General features: G+C 42.8%; 14 protein-coding genes. 9 read left to right on the forward strand and 5 right to left on the reverse strand.

Annotated features, from left to right (window positions below; translation table 11 throughout):
• Window positions 1–224 precede the first annotated feature (224 nt).
• The 3 genes from K7G75_RS00075 (at window position 225) to K7G75_RS00085 (ending at window position 5,986) form a co-directional block, all read left to right on the forward strand.
• Window positions 225–3,077, forward strand: coding sequence for a TonB-dependent receptor (locus K7G75_RS00075; protein ID WP_222981480.1), 2,853 nt, complete (start codon window positions 225–227; stop codon window positions 3,075–3,077).
• Between the two features lie 76 nt (window positions 3,078–3,153).
• Window positions 3,154–4,428 carry a pyridoxal phosphate-dependent aminotransferase gene (locus K7G75_RS00080; protein ID WP_222981482.1) on the forward strand — a complete coding sequence of 425 codons (1,275 nt, stop codon included), beginning with the start codon at window positions 3,154–3,156 and terminating at the stop codon, window positions 4,426–4,428.
• 127 nt (window positions 4,429–4,555) lie between these two features.
• Entirely contained in the window at window positions 4,556–5,986 is a 1,431-nt protein-coding gene (locus tag K7G75_RS00085) for an SLC13 family permease (RefSeq protein ID WP_222981484.1), read from the forward strand.
• An 81-nt stretch (window positions 5,987–6,067) separates the two neighbouring features.
• Here the strand turns inward: K7G75_RS00085 and K7G75_RS00090 are convergent, their stop codons facing one another.
• Together K7G75_RS00090 and K7G75_RS00095 are read right to left on the reverse strand one after the other, a co-directional pair.
• On the reverse strand, window positions 6,068–6,370 hold the full coding sequence (locus tag K7G75_RS00090; protein ID WP_222981486.1) for a hypothetical protein: 303 nt from the start codon (window positions 6,368–6,370) through the stop codon (window positions 6,068–6,070).
• A 348-nt stretch (window positions 6,371–6,718) separates the two neighbouring features.
• Window positions 6,719–7,453, reverse strand: coding sequence for a hypothetical protein (locus K7G75_RS00095; RefSeq protein ID WP_222981488.1), 735 nt, complete (start codon window positions 7,451–7,453; stop codon window positions 6,719–6,721).
• A gap of 479 nt (window positions 7,454–7,932) precedes the next feature.
• Between K7G75_RS00095 and K7G75_RS00100 the strand changes: the two genes are divergently transcribed.
• From K7G75_RS00100 to K7G75_RS00120, 5 genes are all read left to right on the forward strand, one after another.
• Complete coding sequence (locus tag K7G75_RS00100; RefSeq protein ID WP_222981490.1) at window positions 7,933–8,124, forward strand: hypothetical protein; 192 nt, start codon at window positions 7,933–7,935, stop codon at window positions 8,122–8,124.
• Between the two features lie 105 nt (window positions 8,125–8,229).
• Window positions 8,230–8,676, forward strand: a complete 447-nt coding sequence (locus K7G75_RS00105) for a DUF4890 domain-containing protein (protein ID WP_222981492.1) — start codon at window positions 8,230–8,232, stop codon at window positions 8,674–8,676.
• A 169-nt stretch (window positions 8,677–8,845) separates the two neighbouring features.
• On the forward strand, window positions 8,846–9,445 hold the full coding sequence (locus K7G75_RS00110) for a transcriptional regulator (RefSeq protein ID WP_222981494.1): 600 nt from the start codon (window positions 8,846–8,848) through the stop codon (window positions 9,443–9,445).
• Complete coding sequence (locus K7G75_RS00115; protein ID WP_222981496.1) at window positions 9,442–10,173, forward strand: DUF3307 domain-containing protein; 732 nt, start codon at window positions 9,442–9,444, stop codon at window positions 10,171–10,173. The genes K7G75_RS00110 and K7G75_RS00115 overlap by 4 nt, the downstream gene beginning before the upstream one ends.
• Before the next feature lie 282 nt (window positions 10,174–10,455).
• Window positions 10,456–11,661, forward strand: coding sequence for a vanadium-dependent haloperoxidase (locus K7G75_RS00120; RefSeq protein ID WP_262420206.1), 1,206 nt, complete (start codon window positions 10,456–10,458; stop codon window positions 11,659–11,661).
• A 37-nt stretch (window positions 11,662–11,698) separates the two neighbouring features.
• On the opposite strand, the gene K7G75_RS00125 is transcribed toward K7G75_RS00120, so the two are convergent.
• From K7G75_RS00125 to K7G75_RS00135, 3 genes are read right to left on the reverse strand one after another with little or no spacing between them, the layout of a single operon-like run.
• The gene (locus tag K7G75_RS00125; RefSeq protein ID WP_222981500.1) at window positions 11,699–12,535 is read right to left on the reverse strand and encodes an NmrA family NAD(P)-binding protein; all 837 of its coding nucleotides are present in this window, start codon (window positions 12,533–12,535) and stop codon (window positions 11,699–11,701) included.
• Window positions 12,536–12,571: 36 nt separating this feature from the next.
• Window positions 12,572–13,063 (reverse strand): anthrone oxygenase family protein, encoded by a 492-nt coding sequence (locus tag K7G75_RS00130; protein ID WP_222981502.1) that lies wholly within the window; start codon window positions 13,061–13,063, stop codon window positions 12,572–12,574.
• Window positions 13,064–13,083: 20 nt separating this feature from the next.
• On the reverse strand, window positions 13,084–13,482 hold the full coding sequence (locus K7G75_RS00135) for a DUF5367 family protein (protein ID WP_222981504.1): 399 nt from the start codon (window positions 13,480–13,482) through the stop codon (window positions 13,084–13,086).
• A gap of 114 nt (window positions 13,483–13,596) precedes the next feature.
• Here K7G75_RS00135 and K7G75_RS00140 point away from each other — a divergent pair, with 114 nt between their 5' ends.
• Window positions 13,597–14,655, forward strand: coding sequence for an adenylate/guanylate cyclase domain-containing protein (locus tag K7G75_RS00140; protein ID WP_222981506.1), 1,059 nt, complete (start codon window positions 13,597–13,599; stop codon window positions 14,653–14,655).

Consider the following 14,655-nt stretch of genomic DNA (forward strand, 5'->3'; position numbering starts at 1 on the left):
TATTCAATGTTTTTTCCGGAACGTTCCCAAAAATTGTCGCAAATAATTTGGAACAGGGCACAATAATTTTAGGTCTTCACCAAAGGTGAAGATATTGAATTCTCAAAAAAATGCCCTATTAAATAAAAATCAATACCTTAGGGATGTAAAAATTATAAAATTTGAATTTATTTAACAATTTTTATGATTTTCACACATGAACCTAACTCTTAAATAATATGAACATGAAAAAAAATGTACTTACGCTTTTTTTAGGCTTGTTAATTTCTTTTACCGCCGTGGCACAAGAAGTATCGGGAACTGTCTATGATGACCAAAACCAACCCTTACCTGGAGTTTCCATTTTACTAAAAGGAACCACCACGGGTGTGATTACAGATTTTGATGGCAATTTCACCATTGAGGCCGATCAAGGGGATACGCTGGTATTTTCCTATGTCGGTTTTAACACAGTGGAGAGAGCAGTCACTGGCAGTACGCTCGATGTAACCTTACAAGCTGGCCTGGCTTTGGAGAATGTTGTGGTAGTGGGCTCCCGTAATGTAAATCGAACAGCTACTGACACGCCTGTGCCCGTCGATGTTTTGGACGTTACGGAACTGGTACTGTCCACCCCTCAAGTAACCGTTGAAGAAATTTTGAACTATGCCGCGCCATCCTTTACCTCAAACCCACAAACCATTTCTGATGGTACAGATCACATAGCGCCTGCAGCGCTAAGAGGACTTGGCCCAGACCAAGTACTGGTGTTGATCAACGGTAAGCGCAGACATAAAACGGGATTGGTCAATGTAAACGGAACGTTTGGTCGTGGAAGTGTCGGAACCGATTTGACCACGATTCCATCGAATTCCATTTCAAGAATTGAAATTCTGAGAGACGGAGCTGCCGCACAGTATGGTTCCGACGCCATTGCGGGAGTCATCAATATTGTTCTAAGGCGAAATGTAAACGAGCTTCAAGTGGACCTGGCCACCGGTGCCAATTTCACTAGCGAAAGTAGCCCTGAAAAAGAAATCGATGGCGAACAGGTGAACCTTGGACTCAATTATGGGCTGCCAATTGGGGATAATGGCGGTTTCGTGAACTTTACCGGTAGTTTTAATTACAGGGGATGGACCAATAGAATGCTTGAATGGGAAGGACAGATATTCAATTCTTACAATTCAATTGAAAGGGTTGCCGCCGCGGATGGTTATGATACTTCTTTGCTTTTGGATGATGATTTGGCCGATATTTTTCAATATGCCGGTGCTGCTGGGGTAACCTTGACCGGGAGTGAAACCAAAGAGGATCTTCAGGGCATATTGAATGCCGATGTAACAGAGTCGGAACTGACCGCAAGAAATTTAGAAAGAAGTGATTTCAATATGAGGGTAGGGCAATCTGAATTAAGAGGTGCACAGTTCTTTGCCAATCTGTCAATTCCTCTGGGAGAAAACCTTGAACTGTACGGTTTTGGGGGCTTTAGTTTTAAAAATGGTAATGCTGCTGGTTTTTATCGTCTGCCATTTCAGTCGAGGGCATATTCCCCAGCGTACATCAATGGTTTTAGGCCAGAGATCAATTCAAGTATTACCGATCAATCCGCCGCATTTGGTATTCGGGGCAAACTGGGAGATTGGAATGTCGATTTCAGCAATTCCTATGGAAAGAATGCTTTCTTGTATAGGGTGACCAATTCGAATAATGCGTCCCTCGCCAATTCCACGCCTTTTGAGGCCGATTCTGGTGGTTTCAATTATAATGAGAATACTACCAATTTTGACATGAGCCAGTTCTTTGAAGATATTATGTCTGGGCTAAACATTGCTTTTGGTGCGGAATATCGTGTGGAAAACTATGCCATAGTTGCCGGTGAAGAAGCCTCTTACGCGCAGTACAATACGCTCGGTAACGTTCACGACCCGACAGATCCAAATTCCGTTGTGCCCACCGACTTTTTTGGCAGTTCCAGGCCAGGGGGCATTCAGGTGTTCCCTGGATTTAAACCCGATAACGAAGTGGATGCTTTTAGAAACTCCATTGCGGGCTATTTTGATGTTGAAGCGGATTTCACGGACTCCTTCTTGGTGAGTGGAGCCGTTCGCTATGAAAATTTCTCCGATTTTGGTGGTACTGTCAATTTCAAATTGGCGTCAAGGATCAAAGCATCCGAGAACTTTAATATCCGTGGAGGTCTTCAAACAGGGTTTAGGGCCCCCTCGTTGCACCAAATTCATTTTAACTCAACTTCCACTCTTTTTGTGGATGGCGTACCGAACGAAGTGGGTATTTTTTCAAACACCTCCAGGGTAGCTCGATTATTGGGTATCCAAGAGCTCAAAGAGGAAACTTCATTTGGCGTTACCGCAGGATTCACTGCCCGAGTGCCAAGTGCAAACCTCAAATTTACAGTTGATGGATTTCTTGTAAATATTGATGACAGGGTTGTGCTCACAGGGCAATTTGATGACGGGGGCAATGCCGAATTGGCAACGTTATTTGCTCAGGCCAATGCCACACAAGCTGCATTTTTTGCCAATTCTGTGGATACAGAAACCAAAGGGTTGGATATCGTAATAGATCATAACGCCGCCATTTCCAGCAATATGTCGTTGACCAATACGTTGGCCTTCACCCTTTCGGAGACCAGTGTTGAAAATGTGAAAGTGCCGACCGCCGTTGCGAACGCAGGGTTGAGCGATACCTATTTTGACCCGACCAGCAGGATTTTTCTTGAGTCGGCGGTACCTACTACCAAAGGAAATCTTTCACACAACCTTCGGGTTGGTGATAATTGGAATTTCTTTTTGCGAAACAGCTATTTTGGGGAAGTAGAGGAGGCAACAAATAACGATGATCCGACGGTAGATACTACCTTTGGGGCTAAAATAATCACAGATTTAACTGTAGGCTATAACTTTTCACCTAACTTCAGGTTGACCGTTGGGGCAAATAATCTGTTGGATGTCTATCCTGATGAAAACGATCCCGCTTTCAGATCGGATGGTAGGTTCATCTATTCCAGAAGATCTGTCCAATTTGGAACCAATGGTAGGTATCTTTTTGGCCGATTGACCTTCAAGATCAACTAACAACATATCAGTTTTCAATTTATGTAAATAAGGAAGCTCCTCTTTTGGAGCTTCTTTTTTAATTTGAAATGACATCATGATAAAGATAAACAGCCAAATATCGAATCTTAAGCCCTCCGCTACATTGGCAATCAACCAAAAGGTTAAGCAATTGCGCGATCAAGGCCATACCATATATCATTTTGGTTTCGGACAGTCACCCTTTGGCGTCCACCCAAAAATTGTGGATGCACTAATGGCGCATGCGGATAACAACAATTACCTTCCATCCACAGGATTGCCACAGCTCAGACAAAACATTTCCTGCTACCTAAAGAAGTATCATGGCGTTACCGCCGACCCCAACTACATTTACATTGGCCCTGGGAGTAAAGAGTTGTTATATCAAACCATTTTGATGCTTGAGGGAATCTTTTTGATTCCACAGGGAAGTTGGGTAAGCTATCTTCCGCAAATAAAATCAAAGGGGGGAGAGTTTGCAATTTTGAAAACATACTTTGAAAACAATTACAAAATCACGGCATTAAGCCTATCAAACTATTGTAGGGTCAACCCCACGGGGCAAAAAACCTTGATTCTAAATTCGCCAAATAATCCCACCGGTGCCGTGTATTCTCCCGAAGAGCTAAAATCGCTGTCAGAAGTATGTGAAGAACACAATATAATTGTGCTATCCGATGAAATCTATTCCCTGTTGAATTTTCAAAATGGCAGGTCTGCCAGCATTGGTGAATATTACCCCAAAAAGACCATATTATTTGGAGGCCTTAGCAAGATTTTTTCCGCTGGGGGATACAGGCTGGGGTTTATGGCCTTACCAGCGGAACTCGAATTTACACATCAAAACTTCAGCTCCCTGTTCAGTGAAACCTTTAGTGCAGTGGCATCACCTATTCAACATGCAGCTTGTGAAGCCTTCTCATTAGACAAGGAGGTTCTAATGGGCATAAGCAACAACACCAAAATACTAAAGGCTATCGGCAAGTATGTATTTGATAAGTTAATGGCCATTGGTGTCAAATGTACACAGCCCCAAGGAGGTTTTTACTTTATGATCGATTTTGAAAAGTACCGAGCCGGTTTTGCAAAAAAACAGCTATTTACAAGTGAGGAAATTGCAAACTATCTCTTGGAAAAAAGGGGGATTGCCTTATTGCCAGGGACAGATTTTTACTTTGAAGGCCATGTACTGAACTTTCGTTTGGCCTATGTTGATTTTGATGGAAGCATTGCTGCTCAAGGCCTCATAAAAAATCATGTGTTGGACGAGTCTTTTATCCAGGAATATTGTCCAAACATTTTTCATGGTGTAGAACGGCTGATATCACTCCTCGGTGAAATGGAAACTTGATGCACGAAGAATAAAGGGTTTTTGGCCATAAAAAGCATCCCAAACAATTAAAAAAACAAAAAGGAGGGTATTTCATGCGTTTGTTGATTTTTAAATGATCGGCAAAACCCTTAGCTTAGAATTCGATATGGACGTAAGCAAACAATTGGGCCTTGTTCTAGGCCCCATCGCTTTTCTGATTCTGGTCAACCTGCCGATAGAACTCGTTTCGGAAAAAGGAGATGCCGTTATTTCGGTCGCCGTTTGGATGCTCATCTGGTGGATCACAGAGGCGGTATCCATCTCCGTGACGGCCTTACTGCCCCTTTTGTTGCTGCCACTACTGAAAATTTTGCCCATTGCCGAAGTTGGCGCGAACTATGGAAGCCCGATTATCTTCTTGTTTTTTGGTGGGTTTGTCATGGCCCTCGCCTTGGAAAAAGTAAACCTGCACCGAAGGATTGCTTTGAACATAATACGGTTGACAGGCACCACTCCGAACAAGGTCGTACTTGGGTTTATGATTGCCACAGCATCCTTGAGCATGTGGATCAGCAATACGGCAAGTACTGTGGTGATGCTCCCCATTGCCCTTTCGGTAATCAATCTGCTTATCGATGATGAGGATGGTTTTACCAAGAATGACCAAAACTTTGCGCTCAGTGTCATGCTGGGCATTGCTTTTTCTGCCAATGCAGGAGGCATTGCCACAGTGATAGGAACCCCCCCGAACTCCGTTTTGATAGGCCTTCTGGAAAACGAGTACAATACAGAAATCTCATTTTTGAGATGGATGACCATAGGTCTGCCATTTTCCATAGTCATGATCGGCATGTGCTACGTTGTATTGGTAAAATGGATGTATCCAAATCGGGGACTGACCTTCAATGCCTCAAAAGAAGTCATCCATGCCGAATTGGAAAAACTTGGGCCTACCTCGGGTAAGGAAAAGATGGTACTTACCATTTTCGTAATCACTGTATTCCTTTGGATTTTCAGGACACTGATCAATGCGCTTTTCCCGGCTTTGGGGCTAACCGATACGATGATAAGTATGTTTGCGGCCATTGCCCTGTTCTCGATACCCTACAACATCAAAAAAGGAGATTTCATTGTAGAATGGAGAGATACTTCCAGACTGGCCTGGGGGATACTGATACTGTTTGGTGGGGGATTGGCACTGGCACAAGGTATGAGTTCCAGTGGCATAGTGGACATGGTGGCCAATGCCATCGCCCAGAGTGAAATAAGTATCCTAGTTACCGCGACACTGCTCATTGGCTTAATGCTTTTTATGACGGAACTGATGAGCAACGTGGCCTTGATTGCTGTTCTTGCCCCCGTGGTGGCGGGTATTGCCCTTGGATTGGGGATTCCAATTCTTTATTTGCTCATTCCCGTTACCATTGCAAGTAGCTGTGCGTTTATGTTGCCCATGGCCACGCCACCCAATGCCATTGTCTTTGCCAGCGGCTATATCAAAATAGCGCAAATGGCCAAAGTCGGTATCATTTTAAACCTCATTGCCGTGGGGCTGCTTATTTTGGCATTCCAATTTATTATACCGCTGTTGTTCTAAAAATAAATGGCCCTTCCGGTTGGAAGGGCCATTGATAAACTAACTAACTCAAAAAAAAGTAAGAAACTAACTTAACTCAACTTATTCTGCGTAGGGATTAAAATCCTTCGGAAGGAATTCCTTGGTTTCAAACCCCAGCTCTATCTCATCGCAAAGATCCATAAAGTTTATTGCCGATAGTGAAAACTGTCCTTGATATGGATCAAAGTTTTCCGGTAGATATTTGGAGGTATCAAATCCCAGTTCCAAGCTGTGGTCCTCCTCAATAAACTCGATGCTCTGTACATCCAGATCCTGTGCTGTTTTGCTAATATCGTTTGCATGGGCAGTAACTCCGACAAGGGCGGTGAAAACTGCTGTTAGTGCATAATTTCTGTAGGTCATAACGGTCGTTTTTTAATTGTTTATACAAATGTACAACCAGAAAATGCTAAGATTATTACAATTAGATTTTTGTTAACGTTCTGTAGGAAATTACTCAAAAATCAAGTTTGTAATCCTTTGTGCAAAACATTGAAAAGGCAATGATCCCAGATGACAAATTTTACTGGATTATCAATTTTCAAATTCCTTTTTTACCAAGTACACTTGGTCGATTTTAGTGTTATTTTTTTGTTAACGAAGCTATTGCAAAGACCAGAAAATGTGTGAAACTAAAAAGACCCTCCTTTGGAGGGCCTTTTCGACTAACTAACTCAAAAAATTTGTAAAATGAAAACTAATGCATCCTACTTAGTTTGACTCCATATAGGGGTCAAAATTTTCTGGGAGATACGCACTGGCATCAAAACCCAAATCTATTTCTTCATCCTCCATATAGTTGAAGGAAGCTACATCCAATACGCTGGTATACGGATCAAAACCTTTTGGCAGGTAATAGCTGCTATCAAGACCCATCTCCAATTCCACATCTTCCTCTATATAAGGAATGGCACTTAGGTCCACGTATACCTCATAGGGTGAAAACCCTTCTGGAAGATAGTCCTTGGTATTGAAACCCAGTTCCAAATCCTCTTCCTCCATAAAGTTGATGGCACTTACTTCCACAATCTGCGTATGGGCATCAAAGTTTTCCGGAAGGTAATCCCCACTATTGAACCCAAGGTCCAGTTCAACTTCATTTTCAAGGTATATGATGGAATTCAAATCAAAATAGGTGGTATAGGGATTAAAGCCCTCGGGCAAGTAATCGGAAGTGTCAAAACCAAGGTTTATTTCCGAATCTTCCTCTATAAACACTATTTCATCCAAACTCAGCTCATATTCTCCTTCTTTTACCTCATGGCAAAGATTTGAATTTTGCTCTCCAGCCTCAGCATTGATGTACAATGTTGTGCTGCTGTTCTCAAACCTGACAGCGGATTCCATATCGTCTTGTAAAATGGGTGCCGCCGCATTTTGTTGGTCATTGGCTACGGCGGGACTACTTAATAGTACACATCCGTAAATCAGTAATAACTTGTTCATTTTTTGATTGAATTTTTGATTGATGATATATGCTTATAAGACGGTGGAAAAACACAATTGTTACACCTTTTTGGTTTTTTTTAGGAAAAGTATATCGTCCCTGAGACCAGCAATAGATGGGGTTTTCGTTGGAAGTGTCAGTAAAACGCAGGACTCCCAAAGGTTGATTCCCCTGTGGAAAAAAAGGTGCCTTAATAATTATTTAACAGTTGATTTTGTTCCTTTTGGGCTTTCTTCATGGTCCCAAATCCCGATCTAAGATCAAAAAAAGGGCCTAAAAATTCTTAAAAACCACTTTTGGCCCAACCCATATGCCATAGCATTCCGCCCCCACTCGATTCATTTTGGCGCCAAACCATGCTTTTGGTCGATTATACCACGCCTTTTATCTGACACACATCTAAAAAGTGTCCTTACGCAACATATCGTGTGTATTGAAAAACGGTTTGCCTAATTTAGTAATACCAAATCTCAATATCATGACCTATAAAATCAAAAGCCTTATCTACTTTTCGTGTTTTTTGACTGCCAGCTTCGCATACTATATTATTGAAAAGCACGACGAATTCCAAAATCAAATGCAGTCCAAAACCTATGTGGAGGCGGAATTCAAGGATATGGAAATCCCTTTGGAAGAGGAGGCTACCGATTTGGTCTTGGAACGCAAATAGTTCCTTTTCACTGCCTTTGTTAAAACCCTTATAAATAATCGGATGGAGGTTAAACCATCCGTCGTGGCCCGTGTCCAATAATCGAATCATTAAAAATCAAAACATATGAAACGATTGGCAGTATTGCTGGTTCTTTTGACCACTTTGGGAGCCCTGGGTCAAAGGAATGAAGGGCACCGTATGGGAAAAGGACCTTCAAGGGACATGACCCCGGAACAGATGGCAACCTTGCAGACCAAAAGATTGATCTTGGCCCTGGACCTTACCCAGACCCAACAAGATCAGGTCATGGAGTTAAATTTGGAAGAAGCCGAACATCGTAAGGCGCATTGGGAAGAGATGAAGGCAAAAAAAGAAAGCGGTGCGTGGAAAAACCCCACACCCGAACAGCGGTTTGAAATGGAAAATGCCCGTTTGGACCGTCAGATTGTACATCAACAAAGGATGAAACAGGTGCTTACTGAAGATCAGTATAATACCTGGAAAAAAATGAGGCTACATAAATCCGTACACGGTAAAAAGAAAATGCAGGAGAGCGAAAGAAGAGGATAGCGTGTTTTTTGTTGATTTAGAAGTCACACCAGCCATGGGTGTGGCTTCTTTTTTTTGATTCACATCAAAATTATCTGTAAAAAAGCAGATTTTTAATATTATCTGTAAATAAACAGATATTTTTAATTATCTTTGTTTCAGCAGATTTTCAAAACAGTCCATAACGACCATGGTTGCCATAATCACCGGGGATATCAAAAATTCAACAGCGCACAACGCTTCCAAATGGCTGCCCTTGCTGAAAGGGGCATTGAGCCATTACGGCCGGGAACCTTTTCAATGGGAAGTGTATCGGGGTGATAGTTTTCAACTGGAAACCACTCCCGAAAAAGCCCTTGAAGCCGGTATTTACATTAAAGCATGCATCAAACAATTGCGAAATATCGATGTCCGCATGGCTATTGGGCTCGGCCAAAAAACATATGCCGCCAAAAAAATAACGGAATCCAATGGAGAGGCCTTTGTAAACTCTGGAAAATGTTTTGAAGGGCTGAAGAAGCAGAATCTGGCCATAAAGTCGCCAAACAAAAAATTTGACGACCACATCAACCTGCTCTTGGAACTGGCCCTATTGACCATGGACCACTGGACCCCTGCCATCGCCAAAACCGTGGTGAATACCATAGAAAATCCTTCCATGAACCAACGGGAACTGGCATCCATCCTGAACAAATCCCAAGGCAACATCAGTGAGGAGTTGAGCAAGGCCGGTTTTGATGAAATCAAAAAAATGATGCAATTTTACCAAACCCAACTCCAAAATCTATGACACTTCTCGCCCTAAAACTTATCCTTGCCCATTTTATCGGGGATTTTGCGCTACAACCACGCCATTGGGTGGAGCATAAATTGGAAAAAAAATGGAAATCCAAGTATTTATATTGGCATATCGGAGTTCACTTGCTCCTCCTTCTGTTACTGCTTCAATTTAAATACCTGGGGCCTGTCGCTATAATAATCGTCACCCATTATTTGATTGATCTGGGTAAATTGGCCTTTACCAACGAGAAAAACTACAGATGGTTATTCGTCTTGGACCAAATACTTCATTTGCTGGTATTGGCAGCCGTCTTGTACTGGGTCACACCCTTTGAAATTGATTTCAATGTACTCTTTGGAGAAAAAAACTTGCTGTTGATCACTTTTTTGGTGTTTGTCACCTTTGTATGTGGTATCATCATGCGGATGTTTCTCGCTCCCTATATTGATGAAATTGCCAAAGAAGATGAATCCGCCGAGGGCGGTTCGCTCAAAAATGCCGGCAAATACATTGGTATGTTGGAGCGACTTTTTGTCTTCGGATTCATCCTGTTGCAGCAATGGTCGGCCATTGGATTATTGATCACCGCAAAGTCCGTTTTTCGATTTGGGGACCTCAATAAGGGAAAAAACCGTAAGCTCACCGAATATGTGCTCATCGGCACTTTGTTGAGCTTTGGCTTGGCAATACTCTCCGGGATGGCCTATCAATATTTAATGGAATCTATTCAAAATTAACATGATACTTGCCTGATTCTTAGAAATTTGGATTAGCTTAGTGCTAATTCCCTCCTATTTTTTCAAAAAACAATCGTTCCCCAAAAAAATTCCCAAACTAAAAGGTTTGGAAAATTACAAATGGACCAATGGTCGTTAATCCAATTTGTCATGAAAAATCCAATTCAACCTTCAGCAGTTTATTTATTAATTACTTTTTTGCTGCTCTGTAATTGTTCAGAAAAGAAGATAGATATAAACGAATACCATGCTGAAATTATAAGTGCTTGGAACCAAAAAATTATGGATATCGCAGTTGCGGAAGATGGTCTTTCCACCTTAAAAGGCTTAAGGACTGCCTCAATGGCCCACTTGGCCATGCACGATGTTTTGAACACCATTACTCCCAAATACGCTCAATATGCCCACAATAATCAAAAATCGACTGCCAATCCCATAGCATCGGTAGCCTATGCCGCATATACCGTTGCGGTGGACCAATATCCGGATAAAGAGAAAGAACTGGGAGAAGAACTGAATATCTGGATAGCAAACATTTCGGAAAAAGAAAAAACAGAAGCTCGGGAACTTGGCGAGATGGCTGCAAATATGCTACTTACCATGCGCTCCGATGATGGGTGGGGCGATGAAGCGGAATATGCATGGCATCCTATGGCCCCTGGGGTCTACGCGGAGTTCAATGAACACAGTGGGACACCTGAAGGGTTCATTTTTGGCTCTGGATGGGCCAAGGCAAAAACATTCATGCTGCCAACACAGGATCACTTTAGATCGCCCCCTCCCCCAGACATAATGAGTGAGGCCTATACCAAGGCATTCAATGAGGTCAAGGAACTGGGAAGCACGGAAAGCATGACCAGGACCGCCGACCAGACACATTTGGCCATGTGGTGGAAAGATTTTGTAGAAAACTCACATAATCGACTGGCAAGGCAACTAGTGGAAAAGGAGCAATTGAATCTATGGGAAGTGGCACGATTATTTGCATTGCTCAATATAACGGTTTACGATGCCTATATCAGTGTTTTCAACAATAAATTCCATTACAACCACTGGAGACCATATACCGCCATCCGATGGGCAGAAAATGACGGAAATCCCGATACGGAGGCAGATACACTATGGAACAATCTGCATCAACACACTTATCCTTTCCCATCCTACCCCTCTGCCCATGGAACTGCGAGCACAGCGGCAATGACCATTTTGTCAAACACCTTGGGCAAGGGTGACTCATATTCCTTTACCATGACAACACCAGAAGTCGACAAAGCCGGACTATTTTCAGAAAAAATAAAAATGGACCCTCCCACACGTTCTTTCAACAGTTTCTCCGAGGCAGGCATGGAAGCGTCCATGTCCAGGGTTTATTTGGGAATTCATTTTAGATATGATTCTGAGGAGGGATTTATATTGGGAAAAAAGATTGGGGAGTTTGCATCTCAAGGTTTTCTTAAACCCATGGGCCAAAATAAAAGCGGATCCTAAAGATCCGCTTTCTCTGTTTTTTGATTGATGATAAACTCTAGGAAGTAACCGGCTGATTCCAAACCCCGGTAGTAGCGGTTTCCTTCACGTAATCTGAAAAGTCGATAGGTTTTCTGCCCAACACCTTTTCAACATCTCCAGTGATAACCTGATTTTTGGGATTGTCCAAAACCTCAGTGAACAAATAATCGATCAACCAAACGTAATCCTCAGGGACACCCTGCTCTCTGAGCATTTTTGTGTATGCTGGCAATGCAATGGGGGTGAAGGCAATCTCCCTGCCCGTGGCCTGTTCAATTTCCTTTACAATTTCTGCAAAGGTCAAAAAACGAGGACCGGTCAATTCATATATGTTACCATTGTGTTCATCATTCAACAGAGCTTCGGCGGCTACCGCAGCAATATCCCGGGCATCCACATAAGGAACTTGGGCATTGGCCTTAGGAAGTGCTACAAATCCATGTTGAATGGGCTCCAAAAAGAAACTTTCGCTAAAATTCTGGTTGAACCAACTGGCCCTGACAATGGTGTAATCCAAACCAGAGTTGATGACCACCTGCTCAGAGAGCTCCGCCTCTCGCTCACCTTTCCCCGAAAGCAAAACCAGTTTCTTTACTTTTTGTCGTATTGCCTCCTTGGTTAACCCTTCTATGGCCTCCAAGGCCCCGGGTACCGCCAAATCGGGTTGAAACGTGATGTAGACCGCATCCATTCCCTCCAGTGCTTTGGACCAGGTTTCTTGATTGTCCCAATCAAATGCCGGGTTCTGACTTCTTGAACCAATGCGGACATTATGACCCTTTTGGTTTAAAATTTCGACCACTCTTTTACCGGTCTTTCCTGTTCCGCCGATTACTAATACATTTTTTCTCATGATTTTAAATTTTTGATGTTATTATTTATGTGTTGCTTATTTTCCAATTCCCGCAATGAGCAATAGCGTAAATGAGATGGTTGCCGATACCACTCGAATCCTATGAAACTGATTCCACGGTTGTTCAAACTTTTCCCTGAGCGAAGCCAATTGCTGAGCCGAACTATTGATCAAATCCGTTTTATCCAGTACTTGGTTCAAGGGAACATTGCCAAAAACCGTGATGAGCACTACGCCTACAAAGTAGATTGCTACCGCAGCGGTCACCAACCAGAAGTGGGTTGGGGTTATACCTCGATTCATGAAGACCATGGCAATTCCTATTAAAGAAGACCCCATAAAGACCAAGAAGAATAAAGGATTTTCTATGCTACGGTTCATTTTTTGAAAGGCCTGCAGGTAACCCATCTCGTCCAATTGTCCAATGCCAGGCGTTACGGTGTTTCCCCAGGTGAAACATAGTCCGGCTACCAAACCAAACAAAAGTGTTGTGATCAAAAGTGAAATGTTGCTTGTTGTGAATTCCATAATGAATGCTTTTTATGTGATTAAACTGACTTGCGTGATTTGGTATAAACCCTTGCATACCAATACAATGTTGTGGTGGCAATGAATTCCAACCCTATCAACCAGAAACCCATGTCCGTAAAAAAATCGTAGTGGTTTCCACCGTTGGGTATTACCAGAAAGGGCACGGTGATCAAAGCATCCAAAGTGGCAGCAACCAGAAAGAAGGTCTGTCCAATCCAGTACCCATGAGTGCGATTATCTTTCTTATAATAAAACTTGGACCCAAACCACACTAAGGGCATCACGATGACAAACAGTGCCAAATTGGCTTGCTGCTGGGCATCCTCCAAAATGCTTATCAGAAAAGACAGGGAATAAAAACTTACCCCTAATGCCCAGATGACCGTTCCTATACCTATTGCTCTTACGATTTTCATGCTATCTGATATTTTCGTTACTGAATGATTACAGGACAAAACTAGGTTGACTCCATCGGGAAGATTTGTTTGAAATGGAGGAAGATTTGTTCGAAAAGGATACCTTTGAAATCGATGGCAATCTCATTCTTTCATGGCCGCAGATGGCGGATCGTACGTTTCTATTGTGTCGGGTGGACCTTGGCCTTCGTGTTTCTCAGTATTGTGAGAGGGGTAGGCACCAAGGAGTTGGGAAGCTTACAGTTCGATTTTGAGTCCAGTATGATGATCTCCGTTACCTTAGGTCCGATAATGGGCTTGGTATCTGGTTTTGCTCAGATTTTCGTAGAAGAGCGTATTTATGGGCACATCTCCATTCAACGGCTATTGTTGCTGCGCTTTTTGTATTCCATTCTATTTATCGTTTTCTTGACCTTTCTGGCTTATTGGGTGTACCAATTGTACTTTGGCACCTCCATTGATTTTTTGACCTTTGCCTTTGATACGGGCAGTGGGGCCATCTATTTTTATGTGATTTCCATGGACCTGATGCTAACTGTATTGCACCAGGTAAACCTGATGTTGGGCGAGGGAAACCTTCGCAAATTGATACGGGGACGATTTTATACCCCACGGGAAGAGCGACGCATCTTTATGTTTCTAGATCTGCAATCCTCCACGGAACTGGCAGAACGTCTGGGCCATATCAGGTATAGCAAGCTGGTCCAGGATTGTTTCAATGATTTGGGCCTAGCCCTTCAAGATAAGACCGAGATCTATCAATACGTTGGCGATGAGGCCGTGCTCACTTGGGAGTTCAAAAAGGGGACACAAAATCAGAAATGCCTCAAGACATTCTACAATTTCAAACAACAATTGAAAAAAAAGGAGGCCTATTATCAGAAAGAATACGGTTGTGTGCCATTCTTCAAGGCAGGAATGCACTACGGCACTGTAACAGCCACTGAGGTGGGCCGCTATAAAAAAGAAATTGCCTACCATGGTGATGCCCTGAACACAACGGCTCGAATTCAAGACCAATGCAACCCTTTGGGCAGCGAACTGCTGATATCAAAGGAAATGAAAATCCAACTTCAGGAAGACGGCTTCATCTTTGAACCTAAAGGAAACGTTCCCCTAAAGGGGAAAAAGGAAAAAGTCGCCATTTATTCCGTGGTCCCCCATGCGGATTGA

This window comes from Flagellimonas meishanensis (assembly GCF_019880545.1).
Taxonomy (GTDB): Bacteria; Bacteroidota; Bacteroidia; order Flavobacteriales; family Flavobacteriaceae; genus Flagellimonas; species Flagellimonas meishanensis.